This window comes from Tamlana sp. 2_MG-2023 (genome assembly GCF_030548465.1).
Lineage (GTDB): Bacteria > Bacteroidota > Bacteroidia > Flavobacteriales > Flavobacteriaceae > Pseudotamlana.
This window is the reverse complement of record NZ_JAUOSF010000003.1, coordinates 318,631-337,709: the sequence shown is the minus strand read 5'-3', so window position 1 is coordinate 337,709 and position 19,079 is coordinate 318,631. Positions and strand designations below refer to the sequence as shown.

Below are 19,079 nucleotides of genomic sequence, written 5' to 3'. Positions count from 1 at the left end.
GCCTCACTTTAAATTAAAGCATGCTTAAACTATTTACTGAAGATTTTTGGGACGCGGTCGCTAGACTCATTTTACGAAATAAAATAACCATACTGGTTTGTATTGTCGTAGCCACCATTCTTTTAAGTTTGAATTGGAAAAACATGCGCTTCACAAATACCGAAGCCAATTTATTACCAGACGATCACGAGGTCAACCTAAATTATAATAAATTCTTAGAAACCTTTGGTGAAGAGGGCAATCTTATCATCCTTGGTGTTAAAGATCCTAGTCTTTTTACTGTTGAAAAATTAAACGCTTGGAACAACCTTGCAAATTCGTTTAAATCAAGTCCAGCTGTAGAATCTGTTCTGTCTATAAAAGACCTTCAAAAGCTTGTAAAAGATACCGAACATGAAAAGTTTATACTAGAACCTTTCATTAAAGACTCAATAACTTCAGTTGCACAATTAGATAAGCTTCAAAATGACCTGTTTGAAAAATACCCGTTTTATGATGGTTTCTTATTCAACAAGGAAACCAAAACCATAAGAACGGCTGTTTATTTAAAAAAGGAAATTGTAAATACAGCGGCCAGAAAAAATTATGTCCTTGATGACTTTATACCGAAAGTAAAAGCCTTTGAGAAAACTTATGATTTGGATGTTCGTGCTTCTGGAATGCCATATATAAGAACCTTAAATGCTCAAAATATTATTGACGAGATTGGCATGTTTCTTTTAGCGGCTCTCGTTGTAACGTCCCTAATCTTCTTTTTCTTTTTCCGATCATTTAGAGCCACTTTTATTTCTATAATTGTGGTTTGCATTGGGGTGATGTGGACTTTTGGAATTATTGGCCTCCTTCATTATGAAATTACCGTTTTAACAGCCCTCATACCCCCCTTAATTATTGTTATAGGCATACCAAACTGTATTTTTCTAATTAACAAATATCAACATGAAGTTAAATTACATGGTAACAAAGTAAAATCGTTACAGCGTGTTATTACAAAAGTCGGTAATGCTACTTTAATGACCAACGTCACTACAGCTTCTGGTTTTGCGACGTTTATTCTAACGGAAAGCAAACTCTTAAAGGAATTTGGTATTGTAGCCTCATTAAGTATTCTGGCTATTTTTATGCTGTGCTTGCTTATTATTCCAATCATTTACACCTTTTTACCTTATCCTAAAGACCGCCACTTAGAACATCTCAACAGAAGGTGGATTGGTGGTTTTGTGAACTGGATGGAAAACATGGTAAAACACCGACGAATTACCATTTATGTTACTTCATTAATACTTCTTATCGCAAGTATTATTGGTGTTTACCAAATAAAAATTTCTGGAAGCCTCATTGAAGACATGCCTCAAAAATCGGAGTTTGTAAAAGACATTCGTTTTTTTGAAGAAGAATTTAACGGTATCATGCCAGTTGAAATCATGGTAGATACCAAACGTAAAAAAGGAGTCATGAAACGTTCTACGCTTAAACGTATGGACGAACTTGAAGAATTAATTATTGAGATACCGGAATTATCAAAACCCATTTCGGTGGTTGGTTTGGTGAAATATTCTAAGCAAGCTTATTATAACGGAAATTCTAAATACTACCAATTACCTACAGCCCAAGAAAATAGTTTCATTTTATCATATGCCAAAAATTCAACATCTGATTCTGATATCGATTTGCTTAAAAATTTTGTAGATAGCACCGGGCAATATGGTCGTATTACCACTTTTATGAAAGATATTGGTACCGACAAAATGGAACGTATTGAAGAAAATTTACGCACCAAAATAAATAAAGTTTTTCCAAAAGAAAAGTATGATGTGACTTTAACAGGAAAAGCATTGGTTTTTCAAAAAGGAACAAAGTATTTGGTTAAAAACTTAATCGTATCGCTTTCATTAGCCATCGTTTTAATAGCCTTATTTATGGCCTATATGTTTAAATCTGGTAAAATGATTATTATCTCATTAATTCCGAATTTACTACCTCTGGCTATTACCGCTGGACTAATGGGCTATTTAGGCGTACCACTAAAACCCTCAACCATTCTAGTATTTAGTATCGCATTTGGTATTTCTGTGGATGATACTATCCACTTTTTAGCCAAATATCGTCAAGAATTACAGGCCAATAAATGGAAAATTAAAGTTTCTGTATATAATGCTTTACGCGAAACCGGTGTGAGTATGTTTTATACCTCTATCGTCCTTTTCTTCGGGTTCTCCGTCTTCACTATTTCTAGTTTTGGAGGTACTGTAGCTTTAGGCGCTTTAGTTTCAGCAACTTTATTATTTGCGATGTTAGCAAACTTACTATTGTTACCTTCCTTATTGTTGTCTTTAGAACGTAATATTGCTAACAAGAAAGAGTTTAAAAAACCGGCTATTAATGTCATTCCTACCGAGGATAAAAACAAAAACTTAAAAAGCTAGAAATTACAGTTTAACATCATTTATTGCATTTAAACCGAAATTCAATATCAATTTTTAGGTTTATTATTTCAATTTTAACGATATAATCTATTATATTTACAGTTCAAAACTTACACCTATGCAACCAAAAACTATTTCGGATCTATTAACACAAAATATTGTTATACCAGAAGTTGAAATAAAAGGTTGGGTTAGAACATTTAGAGCGAACCGTTTTATAGCTTTAAACGATGGATCTACATTGAATAATATTCAATGTGTTGTGGATTTTGAAAACTTTGACGAAGCCTTGCTTAAACGTGTAACCACGGGAGCAGCTATTCATGTTAAAGGTGAATTAGTGGAAAGTCAAGGTAAAGGTCAAAAAGTTGAAATTCAAGTCTCTAAATTAGAAATTTTAGGCGATTCAGATCCTGAAACCTACCCCATTCAACCGAAAAAACACTCTTTTGAATTTTTAAGAGAAAACGCCCATTTACGTACAAGAACAAATACATTTAGTGCGGTAATGCGTTTGCGTTCATCGCTTTCTTTTGCCATTCATAAATATTTTAATGAAAGTGGTTTTTACTACATGCATTCACCAATTATTACAGGAAGTGATGCTGAAGGTGCCGGTGAAATGTTTAAGGTATCGAACTTAGATTCTAAAAATCCACCTTTAAATGAAGATGGTACGGTAGATTATTCTAAAGATTTCTTTGGAAAAGAAACTAATCTAACGGTTTCAGGACAGTTAGAAGCTGAAACTTACGCCATGTCTCTTGGTAAAGTTTACACATTCGGACCGACTTTTAGAGCTGAAAATTCGAATACATCGCGCCATTTAGCTGAATTCTGGATGATTGAGCCAGAAGTGGCCTTTATGGATTTGGCTGGAAATATGGATTTGGCTGAAGACTTTATGAAATCGGTTATTAAATACATTCTTGAGCACAACCGTGAAGATTTAGAGTTTTTAGACAAACGTTTACAAGACGAGGAGAAAACAAAACCTCAGGCAGAACGTAGCGACATGTCTTTAATTGAAAAATTAAATTTTGTCACAGATAATCATTTCAAACGAGTAAGCTACACCGAAGCCATTGATATATTACGCAACTGCAAACCAAATAAGAAAAAGAAATTTAATTATCTTATTGATGAATGGGGAACAGATTTACAAAGTGAACACGAACGTTTTCTTGTTGAAAAACACTTTAAATGTCCTGTAATTTTATTTGATTACCCTGCCAATATTAAAGCCTTTTACATGCGCCTTAACGACGACGGTAAAACGGTTCGTGCCATGGATATTCTTTTCCCTGGTATTGGTGAAATTGTTGGTGGTGCGCAGCGTGAAGAACGTTTAGAGATTTTAAAAGAAAAGATGGCTGCCATTGATATTCCAGAAGAAGAATTATGGTGGTATTTGGATTTACGCAAATTTGGAACCGCTGTACACTCCGGATTTGGTTTAGGTTTTGAACGTTTAGTGATGTTCGCTACTGGAATGAGTAATATTAGAGATGTCATTCCATTCCCTAGAACGCCTCAAAACGCAGAATTTTAATTCAATTCTCATAAACCGGCATAGAAGTTTACTTAATTTTAAGACACCTTAAGGCAATTAAACCTATTAGGCAGGAGTTTACACCTATTATACAAGAAAGCCTTATATCACATCAACTAATTAATGTAAATTAATTATTTTTGATATATGTAAACCTAAATCATGCTTAAACAACATTTACAATTTAAATTATCGCAAAAACTGTCCCCGCAGCAGATTCAATTAATGAAATTGATTCAGTTGCCTACACAGGCTTTTGAGCAGCGTTTAAAGCAAGAATTGGAAGAAAACCCAGCCTTAGAAGGTGGTAAGGAAGAAAGCTTAAATGATTTAGATTCAGATTTCGATAATTCATCAGACGACTATGACGACAATGAAACAATCAATACCGATGATATCAATGTTGATGAGTATTTAAGCGATGATGAAATTCCGGAATACAGAACACAGGCAAACAATTACAGTAGCGACGATGAAGAAAAAACAATGCCTTATGCCGCTGGAACGTCTTTCACACAGCATTTAATTAGTCAGTTAAACACTTATAGGTTAACTGATGAAGAACGTGATATCGCCGAATTTCTAGTAGGAAGCGTCGATGAAAGTGGTTACATCAGACGTGAAATTAGTGACATCATGGATGATTTGGCTTTCACTCAAAATGTATATACTACCGAGGAAGCCATTACAAAAGTTTTGAAAATTGTACATCAATTAGATCCTGCAGGCGTTGGAGCAAGAAGTTTACAGGAATGTTTAAGCATTCAACTACACCGAAAGGATAAAACAGCAGATACCGAGTTAGCCACAGCTATCATTGATAAAGCTTTTGATCAGTTTACAAAAAAGCATTACAAAAAATTAATTCAGAAATTTAACATTACTGAAGAACAGCTTAAAGGCGCGATTTCAGAAATTGAACATTTAAATCCGAAACCAGGAGGTTCATACGCTGGAAACAACCGTATTGTAGAGCATGTCGTTCCAGATTTTGCTATTAAAATTGTTGATGGTGAGCTGGAATTAACCCTTAACGGAAGAAACGCTCCAGAGCTTCATGTATCTAGCGCTTATAATAACATGCTTAAAGGGTATAAAGACTCTAAGGAGAAGTCAAAATCACAGAAAGATGCTGTGATGTTCATCAAGCAAAAACTAGATGCCGCAAAATGGTTTATAGAAGCTATAAAACAACGTCAGCAAACGCTTTTTGTAACCATGAGCGCCATCATGCATTATCAAGAAGAATACTTTCTTACCGGTGATGAGCGCAATTTAAAACCGATGATTCTTAAAGATATTGCCGATGAAATTTCTATGGATGTTTCAACAGTATCGCGAGTAGCTAATAGTAAGTACGTTGATACGCCTTACGGCACAAAACTTATAAAGGAATTCTTTTCAGAATCGATGAAAAATGATCAAGGGGAAGACGTTTCAACACGAGAAATTAAAAAAATTCTTGAAACTGTTATTGAAGAAGAAAACAAGAAAAAACCGTTAACCGACGAAACTTTGGCTTCCATTTTAAAAGAAAAAGGCTATCCTATAGCACGAAGAACCGTTGCAAAGTATAGAGAGCAATTAGATATACCAGTAGCTCGATTACGTAAAAAAATATAATGGATAAACTGTTAAAGAGTATTTCGTATATTTTTCATCCTTTAATAATGCCTATTGCCGGTGTTGCCTTTTATTTTGCAAAATCTCCGAGATTTATTCCAGTTGAAATTATCACTGCTAAATTAATCTCGATTTCTATTTTAACGGTTATACTACCCATATTACTATTTTTTCTTTTGAAAATTTTAGGAAAAGTAGAAAGTATTCATCTTAGCACTGCGAAACAACGTATACTTCCTCTAATGCTCAATTGTGTTATTCTGTTGTTAGTTATTAAAAAAATTGTAACCCCAAACCAATCTATTGAGTTGTACTTCTTCTTTGTAGGTATTCTAATCTCTAATATGGCTTGTATGTGTCTAGCCGTATTCGGTTTCAAGGCCAGCATACATATGATTGGCGTTAATGGATTAATCATGTTTTTTATAGCCCTTAGCATTCATTATAGCATAAATATTAATGGAACATTAGCCTTAATGGCTATTATAACAGGAGCGGTTGCTACGTCGAGATTACACCTAAAGGCTCACAACAGCGTAGAGCTCATTACTGGTGCTTTTATAGGCTTTATTCCACAATTAATACTTGTGCCTTATTGGTTGTGAAATATCGGATATACATAGCGCTTGTGCGTATTTTAAATACATCGAATTCAACAATAACAACCAAACATAGAAAGCAAGACTAGCATAAAATTATACAGATTATTGGCCCTACTTGTTCTTAATAATGCTTGTTTGATTATTCATATTTTTCGAGTTCAAATAGCCCATAATGTAGTCTAATTCCAAAAACACCTGTTTTAGTAAAAAAGGCTTCGTCATCAATTTTAACTTGACTATTTGGTGTGGTCTGACACATAAAAAAATGTCCAGCATCTATACATTCTATTTCTCCTTTTGAATGCATTGTAGTCCAACCAAATTGCTCATATTCGTTTCTGTAACTCTCTATATCAAAAAGAAATCGCCTCGCGATTAATTCATCTTCATAATTGTCGTTTTTTGAAGCTATTTTCCACCGACTTAAATCGGATTCAAATCGACTCGCTAAATCATCTTTATTGGCATCCTTAGCTTTTCTTATTCTTATAGAGTCGATAGCTTCAGCTTTTGAAGATTTTAAAACATAATTACCTGACCAAATAGCCTTATTCTGAGAAACTACGGCGTTAGAACCGCCTAATAAAACGATAATTAGAAATAAAATATGATGTGAATATATTTTCAGCATGTTATGCATGGTAAAAAAGTTATCAAATTTCCATATTGTCTTGTTTCGACTTATAAAGGTTGACACCAAAGGAAGCATATAAAATCAATTCTAAGATTTCATTTTCAGTAAGGTTTTCCTCTAATATTTTAATTTCATAATTATATTTAAAGTTCTTCCAGTTAAATTCAGGTTTCAATATTAATATTAGGCTTTCACTATTATTAAATACTTCAAAACGATAATCCCAAAAGCCTTTTGTTTTGATAATCCATTCATTATCCTTTCCAATTTTGTCCTCTAAAGTAATAACAATGTCACCTTTCCAAGTAAAAACAATATCTCCTTTGACTATTCCACCTTTTAGTACGTCAAATTTACTCTGCCATATATTTTTTGGTTTTATTATTAGTTCTGTTTCATTCAAATCTGTTTTCGCTTGACTTGAAAACCATTTTTCATAAATGACTGTTAGCAAATCTTTAGTTTTGTCTTTAATAACAAAGCTACCTTTAGAGTCTATTGAGTTTATTTTCATACTTTATTATTTTATTTACGAGAATTTCCTCTTTATTTTAAGTGAAATTTTTAATAAAGGTTTCGGCTATGAGTAGTTGCGTAAGGTAGCATTTAACTATGCAAATATACACCAAGCTGAAAATCCGTGAGGATTTTCAGAAGTAGTGAAGAACAAGCAATTACTCATTGCCATTGTCATCATTTCGTTGTTTTATTAAGTTTTTGATATTAAATCAATTCCCAATCCTATAATTACTACTATAAAATAGAAAGATATCATTCCAAGTATATAAGCTAATAATCCTTTTAAATAGCTCACTTTTTTCTTTTTGTTAAAGAATTGCCCTATTGCCCAAGATGTATAAATAAATGCTAAAATAGCTCCTATTTGTAATACTTTGATTTTAGTAATGCTCTCCAAAATCCCAAATGTCGTATAGATTAACATTCCTACACCCATAACAAAACACAAGAGAAGAATAATTTCGAAAAAATTGTATTTGTATTTTCTAAAGAAAAGTTTAATCCATCCAGCAATGAAAATAGCCATTAAAATATTAGCATATCCATAGTTCTTCTGTATCCACCCAAAAATATTATTTACAACTGAATCCCCAAATCCACCAGCACTCACATAACCATCTTCGAATTTTAGAAATTGTTGAGCTACTGTATAAATTAAAGAACAAACTATTACAAATATTATTGGTTTTACAAGTCTATTTCTATCATTATGAATGAAAGTTTGAACATTATTTCCAGGTCTAACAATTAACTCTTTAATAGTATAAAATATTCCCTTATCAAAATTTAAAACGCTTACTATTTCTGACAAAATATAGCTTCCATCAATTCTTCTTAGCGTTTTTGGACTACCACATTTAGGGCAAAACTCATCTGTTAATTCCACTTCGCAATTTCTGCATTTATCCAAATCACTTTCTTGAACCATTTTTTTCTAAATTCTGTTTTTAATCTGAAATTATTAGCAATAATATTTCATTAATTATAGCATATATAATGAATAAAGCTACAATATCAAGAAGGAAGTTTCGTTTACTTTTTTCGATTGTTCTTTAATTTCGTTTTTCTTTATGAGCTCGTTACTCAATGATTGCAAACGGATAGTATAAGAAATCGTGGATCATGTGATAAGCACTATCGTTTCGGTTTATTATTTAGCGGACTTTGTTAATTATACTCTCCTGTTGCGTGTGAAAAAGCTATAGTAAAATCATCTTTTATCATAAACTGAAAATCAATAATCTCTTGTGTTAGCCAACTATCGTACTCATCTTCCTCAAGACGATTATCTTCAATAATAATATGTAATGCCTTTTCTTTATGATTAAAATGAATTGAAATATTATCTACAACATCACTGTTAATACTTTCAGTATCTTCACCCAATACATTTTCATCAATATCTGTTGCTATTGAAAAAGTAAGTTTATTTGATTTTGAAACACTCTTAGCATCTATAGATTTAATGAATTTTCTTAGTATGGGATAGTACTTCTCATAATCACTAGGAAAATCTATATTATCCTGATGATTATTTTTTAAACTTCGTATTGCTCCAGTTGCCATATCAATACGTTGTTGTTCATACATTTTTATGAGTCTCACGTTTTCTTCTTCAATATCATTTAAGACAATCTCAACACCCTCTTCTGGTTGATACCATCCCATGTCTAAAAAAAGATCTGTTAACTCCTGATTACCAAAAACAAAACCTTTTCTGGCAAAAATCTCATTACGTAAAAGTGAGAGACACCACCTATTTAGAGGTTTTAGGTATTCTTCAGGAATCAAACTAGTATCTAATCTATTATGAATAAGAAGTCTTTCTTTATTAGGGTTATATCCATTATCAGAAATCCACAAGTGTTTATTGGTTATAGACTCTATAAAAGAAACTTGTAAGGCACTATAATCTATCAATTTACTATTATTAGTAAAATCTAACTGCTTCCCTATAAACATTAGATTCTCTAGTCCATTTAATGATTTTAATTCTGATAGATTATGAAGGTCTAGCTCTTCGTTTACTTTCTCTAAGCTACTAAACCCTGTTAAATCTTCTATTGCATAGTTTCGCCTTAAGTATATTTTATTTGCACTTTTTAAATTATTAAAGCCACTAAGATTAGATAATTTACGATTTTCATCTATCCATAAATAATCTATAAAGTCTATATCTTCAAATCCCTTAATACTGTCAAGAACTGGGTTATCTTCAATATTGAACCTACCATTTATTGTTTCTAAACGATTAAACCCTTCAACTATCTTTAATAGTTTATTATCTTTAATTTCTAACTTTTCTGTTAAGGTCTTAAGGCCATTAAACCCAGACAATGACACTAACTTTTCATTATCTGTAATGATTACTTTTCCGACCTCAATGATTGAATTAGGTCCGCTAAAATGCTCCAACGTTTCCTCACTTCGTAGATAAAATCCTTTTTCTACGTGCGTAAGTTTTTTAAATGAGTTTGTCAAATCAATAACATTTAAATCTGTCCCAATACCAAAATCTTCTACAGTAGTTAGACTTCCAAATCCATTTAAGACTTTTATGTGGTTAAGTGTGAGACTTAAGCTTTCTCCAATGGTCTTTAAACCATTAAAGCCTGTTACTTTTTCCAAGTGATTTTTAGAAAGTGATACATTTTCTTTAACTACGCTTATATTATTTAAACCTGTAATCTCTTTTAAAGATTCGTTTTTATAAATAGCGATTGTTTTTATGGAATCCTTTAATGTATTTACTCCATTAATATCATTTAGTAATGGGTTTTCTATTATGAGTAAATCTCCTTTTACTGTAATTAGTTTTTTTAATCCATTTAAACTGGTTAATTTATTATTCTTATTGACATCAAAGTCATTTCCTACACTTTTTAAGGACTCTAACCCTTCTAAGCTCTTAAGGTTATTGTTTTGCTTAATATATAGAAATTCCCCAATTGCTGTTAGTTTCTCAAGACCTTCTAAACTTTCTATTAAGGGGTTACTGTTTATTTGGACTTCTTCATCTACAGTACTAATTTGTCTTAATCCTTTTAAATCTTTAAGGTTCGTATTATCTCTTATTCCTAAATAACCATCTTTAACAGCTTTTATATTGTGTAACCCTTCTAAACTTCTAATTGATAAGTTTGAATTTACCACAAGATGATGTCCTACTAATGTGATGCCAGATAGTTGAGAAATATCTTGCAACCCTTTATTTTTATATATCTGTAACCCTCCTAACAATTCACCAGAAAGATTACTAAGACCTTCAATATTTTTGAGCATAGGGTTATATGAGATATTGAGCTCATGTACTTTTTTTAAGTTTTTTAAGGCGTCAATATTATCTAATGATTCATTATCTCTAATTACTAGTTCACCAGAAATCTCTGTTAAATTCTCAAGGCCCTCTAAAGATGTTAATGACTCGTTTCCTTCTTCTAGATCTCGTTTATAGTCATAAATACCTATATACACACTTCCCCTAACCACTTTTAAAGATTTAAGTTGTGCTAAATTTGTCAGGCTTGTTCTATAAATCTCAAGATTACCTTCAATTGTAGTGTATTCACCTTGTAAAAAAGTATCTAGATCTTTAGGATATACAACACCTTGCCAAACTTTGGAACTTTGCGCATTTACATTTACGATAAACACTAGTAACATCAATGTTTTTATAATTCTATCTATCATTTTTTATACTTTTAACAAGAAAAACAAAAATCTGAAATATTATGAGAGTAACAATCTTTGTTTTGTAAATTCGTAAAAGAGGGGTTATATCCATTTCGTTCTATATCTACTCTTTCTATAATGCCTTTACTTATCTCCTCACCTTTAATCCCTTCCTCCAATAACTGTTTTTTAAGTGAGCAAAATCTATACAACTCTGGATTTTTTTTAATCACAATTTTCCCTCCTACTTCTAATAAATTTTCTAAACCTTTTAAAGATTCTAATTTCTGATTCTTACAAATAGTGATATTCCCAGAACATTTTTGAAGCCCTTCCAATACGGTTAAATCTACTCCTTCAAAATCTTCAATTGTAATAGTTCCTTGAACTTCTGTATAATTGCCAGAAGCAAAATCTTCCAAGTTTTTGGTTAATAAATTGCCTACCCAAGCTTTTTGAGCTTGAGTTTTAACGGTATTCATCAAAACTGTTATTAGTAATAACCATAATAGTATATTTATTTTCATTTTGGCTGGATATAAATGTTTATTAATTCAAATTTAAAGGGTGTTTACTTATTAGAAACTCATAATGAGCGAATAATGTTCTTTGTTGAATAAACAATATTGTATAGTTAGTCATTCAGTTTCTTGATTTGTGTCTCGTCCTGAAATATGGCTACAGGTTAAAATAGAAATTAAGCTGTTTATTTATATACCATTTCAGGTGTTTTAGAGTCTAAATATAAGTTTAATCTGACTTAGTTGTATAAATTACCTTCTTTTTTTGTGGCTTTTTTAGCATGACCCATGTCGCTAAAGGTTTGATCTAAATAAAATTCGTCTTTGAGTATGTAGTTAACACGTTCAACCATAGCGTTTTCATAACAATGATTTTCTTCAGTCATACTAATGCCAATATTTTTTCTTTTGAAAATTTTAGGAAAAGTAGAAAGTATTCATCTTAGCACAGCGAAACAACGCATACTTCCTTTAATGCTCAATTGTGTGATTCTGTTGTTAGTCATTAAAAAGATTGTAACCCCAAACCAATCTATTGAGTTGTACTTCTTCTTTGTAGGTATTCTAATCTCTAATATGGCTTGTATGTGTCTAGCCGTATTCGGTTTCAAGACCAGCATACATATGATTGGCGTTAATGGATTAATCATGTTTTTTATAGCCCTTAGCATTCATTATAGCATAAATATTAATGGAACATTAGCCTTAATGGCTATTATAACAGGAGCGGTTGCTACGTCGAGACTACACCTACAAGCTCACAATAGCGTAGAACTCATTACAGGTGCTTTTATAGGCTTTATTCCACAATTAATACTTGTGCCTTATTGGTTGTAAAAAAGCCCTAGAGTATGTAGAATATGAGTCCGATTTTTATAATACTCATATTAATATCTCCACCATCCAATTGTGCCTTATCCGAGAAAATTGGGTTAAGCAAGTAGTTCACATGGAAATTCCAGGTATTATAGCCCACGCTAAGCTTTAAGCCATATTGAAAGTTATTAAAATCTTTATTATTGGTATAACGATATTCACCCAAATCGCCTTTATAACTAGAAGTATCACTAAACACATAGCCAAACTTGAAACCAGCGTATATACGCCAAAAAGCATAATCAGTAGGTGTAGAAGTTCGCCATCTGTATTCTATTGGAACTTCAATTAAGTGAAAGGAAAATTTATTCTTCGAGTAAGAACTTCCATCATCTAAAATATCATACTCAAAATTACCATTAGCATTTTTAGTTACCAATAAATTATGGTTATAAGCATCGGTAGCATAGCCTAACCCAACACCTATAGCCTTATTTCTGGCTTTATTAATAGGCATATCTTTTATGTAGCCAAGATTCAAACCCCAAGAAAAACCATTCTGCTCTAAACCTTCAGGGCGATTACTAACAAAATTATAAGTAACACCTACATAAAAATGATCCTCCTTGTACAGGGAGTCCACTTCAGTAACCGCAACATCTTGTCCAAAACAAAAGGTAAAATTAACTAGTAAAAATAAAATAATAAAGATATGCTTCATTAAAAGAAACGCTTAGTTTTAATTTAAACATTAAAGGTATTAAAAAATAAAAGGCGTTTTGAAAAAATCAAAACGCCTTTATTATAAAATTAAGAATGTAAATTAATCTCTTCCAAACACACTACCTTTTTTAGTCGTGTAGTTTATTTTAAGCGCATTAACTTTACGTAGTTCTTGTTTAATATCTCCAATTAGCCCCATATTCGCACCTTTATCAACTTTTAAAGCTGTAGTTAAAAATGGGATTAATTCTTCTCTTTTCGAAGCTCTCTCTGCAGCGATAAAAGCAGCAATTTCTCCTACGTCGGCAAATTTATCATTTAACTGAATTTTTGCTTCTGTACCATATTGCTTGTAATTTTCACTTGGTTTTCCTGCATAAATATACATAACCAAATCCTTTTTATCTAGCTTCTCTACTTGATCTGCAAAAGGTAAATTATTCTCAATCATTAAAGTGTTTTGCCTCATTACTGTGGCAACCATAAAGAAGAATAATAACATAAATACAATATCGGGTAAAGCTGCTGTATTAACCGCAGGGATTCCTCCGTCTTTTTTCTTTTTAAATTTAGACATATAGTTTAAATGTTATTTTTATTCTATTGAACTTCTGAAAGTTTCTGAGGATAGTCAAGCTTAATTTGCTCAATTTTTTCCTTTAACTTTTCTTTATTCCCAGGCCAATTCACATCATTATAATTAGCTTCCATTTCTTTAAATGGTTTACCGTATAATGATTGCGCCCTCTTATCTCTTAATTCGTTATAAGCCGCTACCAATTCATTTTGTACAGCAATATAAGTCTTATAAGTTGTCTCACGTTCGTTCTTTAACGAAATAATCGCTTTGTCTGGATTATCTGATGAAGAAGGATCTTTAGCTCCTGCACAGTAATCACAACTTCTATCACCTCCGTTGTCTAAAAACTCTTTAGCAGCTTGTCTTAAATCTTTAAGCTCCATAAGTTCATCTTCAACTAGTAATTGATCCTTTCCGTTTAAAAGAACAGTGAAAATATTTTTTTCCTTAATAATAACATCTTCGTCACTATCTTCCATTGGAGGAAGCTTTCGGTTAATACCCGAATCAGTTTCAATGGTTGTAGTTACTAAGAAAAATATTAATAGTAAGAACGCGATATCGGCCATAGAGCCTGCATTTACTTCTGGTGATGCTCTTTTTGCCATAATTTATTTATTAAATAATTTTTTCGCTCCACCAACAAGCATCGATCCAATTGCTATAACTGCTAATATGTAAAATGCATATAAGCCAGCTCCAACATTTTTAGATGTCGCTTCATTAACGTCTAATCCTTTATCTGTAAAAGGTGTTAAATCTAAATCTGCACCAGAAGATATCGTATAAGAAATAACAAGTACGAGTGCGAAAGCACCAACTGTCATTATCGTCTTTTTAATATTTCCTGCAAACAGACCTTTAATTACAAATAATAATACAAGTAACAATACTATTCCTAATACCGTGTAGGCAATATATAGCATGTTTCCACTCATACTTAAAGCAGTCTCATCGTCTCCTGTCATAATCATTAGTGCGAAAATGGCACCAATAATAGCTAGAGCGAAAGCCACTATTTTTAATACTTTATGTAAACCCATAATTTTAGTCTTTTAAATTTGTTACTCTTACTTTTTGTGTCTGATTAATAGATCCATTAACGTTATAGAAGCATCTTCCATGTTGTTAACGATACTATCAATCTTAGCAATAATGTAATTGTAAAAAATTTGAAGTATAATAGCTACTACTAAACCAAATACAGTTGTTAAAAGTGCTACTTTAATACCACCTGCTACAAGCGAAGGTTGCATATCACCAGCAGCTTCAATTTTATCAAAGGCTTGAATCATACCAATTACCGTACCCATGAAACCAAGCATTGGTGCAAGAGCGATAAATAAAGAAATCCAAGATACATTCTTTTCTAATTGTCCCATTTGAACTCCACCGTAAGCTACAACAGCTTTTTCAGCAGCATCAAGACCTTCATCTGTTCTATCTAAACCTTGATAGTAGATAGATGCAACAGGACCTTTTGTGTTTCTACAAACTTCTTTAGCAGCTTCAACACCACCTGATGCTAATGCGTCCTCAACTTCTTGAGTTAATTTTTTAGTATTTGTAGTCGAAAGGTTTAAAAAGATAATTCTCTCAATAGCAATGGCTAAACCTAGAATTAAACATAATAATACGATCCCCATAAAACCAGGACCTCCTTCAATAAATCTCTTTTTTAATTCTTGGTGAAACCCTAAAGTCTCAGCAGGGGCAGCATCATCTTGTGTAATTGTTGTTGCTACTGTCGTCGTAGTAGTTGTACTTGCAATTGTCGTTGCATTAGCAGTTCCAAATACCATCATTCCTGTTATGGCAAGGATAGAAAATAATCTTTTCATGTTCTAGATCTTAATTTTATTAGTTAAAGGGTTAAAGATAAAAAAAAAAAGCAATTAAATAACAAAAAATCACAGCAGAGAGAAAGGGATTCGAACCCTCGATACCCTTTTGAGGTATACACACTTTCCAGGCGTGCGCCTTCGACCACTCGGCCACCTCTCTATTTATGTTACTCTAATTACGGGGATGAAATAACAAAAAAATCTTTGAACGCTAAAATTTTAGAAGTTAATTTTAAGACAATTCTCCTCTTAATGGCGTTTCATACATGGTTTTGAACAGGTTACCTGATATCTTTTCCCCTAGCAAAAACATCAATTTTGCAAGAGCCGCCTCTGTAGTAATGTCTTTTCCTGAAATGACACCTATCTTTTTTAAGGCACTACTGGTTTCATAATGCCCCATCATCACACTTCCTCCTACACATTGTGTAATATTAATTATATGAATTCCGTTTGAAATATTTTTTATTAAAATATTCAAAAACCAGGATTCGGTCGTACAATTTCCTGCACCATAAGTCTCGATAATGACTGCTTTTAGGTTTGGGGTACTAAAAACACTTTGAATTACAGCCTCAGTAATACCAGGATAAACCTTAATTAATGCAATATTATTGTCCAAATTCTTATGCACTTTAAGCTTTTCCTTGTGGTTTGGCTTGTATAAATACTCAAAATTCACCTTAAGATGAACCCCAGATTCGGCCAAATCATGATAATTAAAGGACGAAAAGGCCTGAAAATCTTCAGCATTAAGCTTCGTTGTTCTGTTGGCACGGTATAATTTGTATTCAAAATACAAACACACTTCCTTTATAAGTGGGTAACCATTACTTTGTAAAGAAGCTACCTGAATGGAGGTTATTAAATTTTCTTTAGCATCGGTTCTTAAATCTCCAATAGGTAGTTGCGAACCCGTAAACACGACTGGTTTACCCAAGTTTTCAAGCATAAAACTTAAGGCAGAAGCCGTATAACTCATTGTATCACTGCCATGAAGCACCACAAAACCATCAAAAGCATCATAATTATCTTCTATAAGTTGTGCTATTTGCACCCAGCCATCAATATCCATATTACTAGAATCAATAGGTTCCTTAAATGAAACCGTATCGATATCACAGTCCAAAAGTTGTAATTCGGGTATCTGATCTAATAGTGTTTTAAAATCGAAAGACTTTAAGGCTCCGGTTTTAAAATCTTTTACCATACCAATAGTCCCTCCTGTATAGATCAATAAAATATTTGCTTTTGGCCTATTCATAAACTATACTTTAAAAATATCTTTTGAATTCTTTGTGGTAATTTCGGCAATTTTTTCTTTAGACACACCATATATAATGGACAGCTTCTCCAATACCTTTAATATATAGAGACTTTCATTACGCTTTCCGCGGAAAGGAACAGGTGCCAAATACGGTGAATCAGTTTCTAAAACAATATGTTTCAAATCAATTTTATGTAAAAATTTATCGATTTTTCCATTTTTAAAAGTCACCACACCACCAATTCCCAGCTTCATATTATAAGATATGGCTTGATGTGCCTGCTCTAAATTTCCGGTGAAACAATGAAATATACCGAATAAATCATCGGACTTCTCTTGCTCTAAAACTTCAAATATTTCATCGAAGGCTTCCCTACAGTGGATCACTATAGGCAATTTATGTTTTTTTGCTAATCGGATTTGATATATAAATGCTTCCCTCTGAATCTCTAAAGTTGATTTATCCCAATACAAATCGATACCAATCTCCCCTACCGCATAAAAATGTCGTTTGCTCAACATATCCTCAACATGCTGAAGTTCTTCCTTAAAATTTTCTTGAACATGCGTGGGATGTAAGCCCATCATTAAAAACATGTTTTCGGGAAAACGCGATTCTAGCCGAAGCATAGACTCGGTATAGTTCGAGTCTATTGCAGGAATAAAAAACCTTGAAACCCCTTGATCTATGGCTCGGTTAATCATCGCCTCTCGATCTTCATCAAAAGATTCGCTATATAAATGGGTGTGTGTATCTGTTATAATCATTTTGTAAAATTAATGAAGAATTTAATTTCTAACACAGATATTCACGGAAACCTAACTGAACCTGCATGATCTTGGAGGCCTAGCAGATTAATATGAACAATATATTTTTCTAATCTAACTTATCAATCAATTTCTGCGCTTGTTTGAAGTCATCAGCATCTTCTGGAATGGACTTTAAAATTACCAAAGCAGCATTATAATCCTTCTGCTTCAATTTGCTTAAACCCAAATACCAAATTGCTTTGTTTTTAAAAGCAGAATTTCCGGTTCTTAATTCTTCTAATAATCCATCGGCTATTTCAAAATGATCTAATTCAAGATTTGAAATAGCGCGGTAAAGTTTTAACTCAGCATTATTTTTATCTTCATTTATTAATTTTGAAAAAGCTTCTTCCGCTTTAGCGAAATCCTTGGCATTAAAAGCATTTTCAGCTATTTTCAACAATTTATCCTGCCCACTTCTTACCGTTAAACTAATCGTTTCATAATTATTGTAATCGCTAAACGAAGGGGTTGAAAACTGATTATAGGTGAAAATCCCAAAAAGCACCACAATTGATGCTGCAACCAGATATTTTAATATTGGATGAATTTTGGTTGTACCTTTAGTTTCTGTGATAGATTTTACCTTGTTAAAATGGGCTTCAGAAATTTTATTTAAATGCTCTTGAAATACCTTTGAAGCTTCTTCATTTTCAAATTTATGTTCTAAAAAACCTGATAATTCTTTATATGTTTGAAATGCTTGATTTAATTCGGGTTCTACTTTTAATCGTGATTCAAAAGCAAGAATTTCATCTGTAGATAACATTTCAGATAAATAAGATTCAAACAGTATGTAATTTTCGTCTTGCATAACAATTAATTTTTAAGTTGGTTAAATTTGGGCGACTTTTGAACCAATTCTGTTAGTTTTCCAATGCATAAGGATTTCTTTTTTCTAGCATAAGCATAAGTAACACCCAAACTTTTGGCCACTTCTTCCATAGATTTTATTTTAAAAGTAGCGGCTAACAAATCTTTACATGCGTTTCCTAGTTTGTTAAACATTTCTGTAAACAGCGCTTGTTTTTCATCAAAAACAGAGGTTTCAAAAGCCAATTTTTGAGCCTCGTCACCTTTAGATAACTCGGCCTCATTAATTGTTACCTCTTTATTCGAAGATTTTTTCAATTCATTTAACCACTTTCTTTTACACAGCAGAAAAAAGTAGGCATCAAAAGGGCACGTAAGTTGCAACTTTTTTTGGCTGGCTTGATTGTATATTGTTAATAAAGTATCTTGAATAACATCTTGCGCCTTATCTGCACTTCCGCTGTTCTGCTTAATATAATTCACCACTTTAGGCACAAAAGTATCATAGATAGCTTGTATGATAAACGCATTGTTCTGCAACAATCCGTCTATATATTTCTGATCTTCGTGTATTTTTTTTTCGCCCATTAACCCTTGTATTTTGAACGAAAATAAAGAATTTCTTGAAACAAGATGTCATAATACGATCCTCATCTCAAGCTTTGAGTAGGCATTTT

General features: G+C 32.3%; 20 protein-coding genes and 1 tRNA gene. 5 read left to right on the top strand and 16 right to left on the bottom strand.

The window, feature by feature from the left end:
* The first annotated feature begins 20 nt into the window (after positions 1–20).
* The 4 genes from Q4566_RS06850 (at position 21) to Q4566_RS06835 (ending at position 6,206) form a co-directional block, all read left to right on the top strand.
* On the top strand, positions 21–2,426 hold the full coding sequence (locus Q4566_RS06850) for an RND family transporter (protein WP_303419897.1): 2,406 nt from the start codon (positions 21–23) through the stop codon (positions 2,424–2,426).
* A 118-nt stretch (positions 2,427–2,544) separates the two neighbouring features.
* Complete coding sequence (asnS, locus tag Q4566_RS06845; RefSeq protein WP_303419896.1) at positions 2,545–3,978, top strand: asparagine--tRNA ligase; 1,434 nt, start codon at positions 2,545–2,547, stop codon at positions 3,976–3,978.
* A gap of 162 nt (positions 3,979–4,140) precedes the next feature.
* A complete protein-coding gene (rpoN, locus tag Q4566_RS06840) occupies positions 4,141–5,601 on the top strand; it encodes an RNA polymerase factor sigma-54 (RefSeq protein WP_303419895.1) in 1,461 nt (486 codons plus the stop codon).
* Positions 5,601–6,206, top strand: coding sequence for a hypothetical protein (locus Q4566_RS06835; RefSeq protein WP_303419894.1), 606 nt, complete (start codon positions 5,601–5,603; stop codon positions 6,204–6,206). The genes rpoN and Q4566_RS06835 overlap by 1 nt, the downstream gene beginning before the upstream one ends.
* Before the next feature lie 136 nt (positions 6,207–6,342).
* Here Q4566_RS06835 and Q4566_RS06830 read toward each other — a convergent pair whose 3' ends face one another.
* The 6 genes from Q4566_RS06830 to Q4566_RS06805 form a co-directional block, all read right to left on the bottom strand.
* Positions 6,343–6,834, bottom strand: coding sequence for a phosphate ABC transporter permease (locus Q4566_RS06830; RefSeq protein ID WP_303419893.1), 492 nt, complete (start codon positions 6,832–6,834; stop codon positions 6,343–6,345).
* Between the two features lie 22 nt (positions 6,835–6,856).
* The gene (locus tag Q4566_RS06825; protein ID WP_303419892.1) at positions 6,857–7,351 is read right to left on the bottom strand and encodes an aminotransferase; all 495 of its coding nucleotides are present in this window, start codon (positions 7,349–7,351) and stop codon (positions 6,857–6,859) included.
* 195 nt (positions 7,352–7,546) lie between these two features.
* Positions 7,547–8,284 carry a DUF3667 domain-containing protein gene (locus Q4566_RS06820; protein WP_303419891.1) on the bottom strand — a complete coding sequence of 246 codons (738 nt, stop codon included), beginning with the start codon at positions 8,282–8,284 and terminating at the stop codon, positions 7,547–7,549.
* A 239-nt stretch (positions 8,285–8,523) separates the two neighbouring features.
* Complete coding sequence (locus Q4566_RS06815) at positions 8,524–11,046, bottom strand: YARHG domain-containing protein (RefSeq protein WP_303419890.1); 2,523 nt, start codon at positions 11,044–11,046, stop codon at positions 8,524–8,526.
* A gap of 11 nt (positions 11,047–11,057) precedes the next feature.
* Positions 11,058–11,555 carry a hypothetical protein gene (locus tag Q4566_RS06810; protein WP_303419889.1) on the bottom strand — a complete coding sequence of 166 codons (498 nt, stop codon included), beginning with the start codon at positions 11,553–11,555 and terminating at the stop codon, positions 11,058–11,060.
* 233 nt (positions 11,556–11,788) lie between these two features.
* The gene (locus Q4566_RS06805; RefSeq protein ID WP_303419888.1) at positions 11,789–11,935 is read right to left on the bottom strand and encodes an integrase core domain-containing protein; all 147 of its coding nucleotides are present in this window, start codon (positions 11,933–11,935) and stop codon (positions 11,789–11,791) included.
* A gap of 22 nt (positions 11,936–11,957) precedes the next feature.
* Here Q4566_RS06805 and Q4566_RS06800 point away from each other — a divergent pair, with 22 nt between their 5' ends.
* Positions 11,958–12,386, top strand: a complete 429-nt coding sequence (locus tag Q4566_RS06800; protein WP_303419887.1) for a hypothetical protein — start codon at positions 11,958–11,960, stop codon at positions 12,384–12,386.
* 7 nt (positions 12,387–12,393) lie between these two features.
* Here the strand turns inward: Q4566_RS06800 and Q4566_RS06795 are convergent, their stop codons facing one another.
* The 10 genes from Q4566_RS06795 to Q4566_RS06750 all read right to left on the bottom strand — a co-directional run bounded on the left by Q4566_RS06795 (position 12,394) and on the right by Q4566_RS06750 (position 18,990).
* On the bottom strand, positions 12,394–13,086 hold the full coding sequence (locus Q4566_RS06795; protein WP_303419886.1) for a porin family protein: 693 nt from the start codon (positions 13,084–13,086) through the stop codon (positions 12,394–12,396).
* A gap of 102 nt (positions 13,087–13,188) precedes the next feature.
* Positions 13,189–13,665 carry a biopolymer transporter ExbD gene (locus Q4566_RS06790; RefSeq protein WP_303419885.1) on the bottom strand — a complete coding sequence of 159 codons (477 nt, stop codon included), beginning with the start codon at positions 13,663–13,665 and terminating at the stop codon, positions 13,189–13,191.
* A 23-nt stretch (positions 13,666–13,688) separates the two neighbouring features.
* Positions 13,689–14,276, bottom strand: a complete 588-nt coding sequence (locus Q4566_RS06785) for a biopolymer transporter ExbD (RefSeq protein ID WP_303419884.1) — start codon at positions 14,274–14,276, stop codon at positions 13,689–13,691.
* Positions 14,277–14,279: 3 nt separating this feature from the next.
* Positions 14,280–14,684 carry a hypothetical protein gene (locus Q4566_RS06780; protein WP_303419883.1) on the bottom strand — a complete coding sequence of 135 codons (405 nt, stop codon included), beginning with the start codon at positions 14,682–14,684 and terminating at the stop codon, positions 14,280–14,282.
* A 54-nt stretch (positions 14,685–14,738) separates the two neighbouring features.
* Positions 14,739–15,509 carry a MotA/TolQ/ExbB proton channel family protein gene (locus Q4566_RS06775; RefSeq protein WP_303419882.1) on the bottom strand — a complete coding sequence of 257 codons (771 nt, stop codon included), beginning with the start codon at positions 15,507–15,509 and terminating at the stop codon, positions 14,739–14,741.
* A 75-nt stretch (positions 15,510–15,584) separates the two neighbouring features.
* Positions 15,585–15,672, bottom strand: a tRNA-Ser gene (locus Q4566_RS06770).
* Positions 15,673–15,744: 72 nt separating this feature from the next.
* Entirely contained in the window at positions 15,745–16,776 is a 1,032-nt protein-coding gene (locus tag Q4566_RS06765) for an asparaginase (protein WP_303419881.1), read from the bottom strand.
* 3 nt (positions 16,777–16,779) lie between these two features.
* On the bottom strand, positions 16,780–17,547 hold the full coding sequence (locus tag Q4566_RS06760) for a TatD family hydrolase (protein WP_303419880.1): 768 nt from the start codon (positions 17,545–17,547) through the stop codon (positions 16,780–16,782).
* A gap of 109 nt (positions 17,548–17,656) precedes the next feature.
* Positions 17,657–18,403: a tetratricopeptide repeat protein gene (locus Q4566_RS06755; protein WP_303419879.1), complete on the bottom strand. Its 747-nt coding sequence runs from the start codon at positions 18,401–18,403 to the stop codon at positions 17,657–17,659.
* Between the two features lie 5 nt (positions 18,404–18,408).
* The gene (locus tag Q4566_RS06750) at positions 18,409–18,990 is read right to left on the bottom strand and encodes an RNA polymerase sigma factor (protein ID WP_303419878.1); all 582 of its coding nucleotides are present in this window, start codon (positions 18,988–18,990) and stop codon (positions 18,409–18,411) included.
* Positions 18,991–19,079 lie beyond the last annotated feature (89 nt).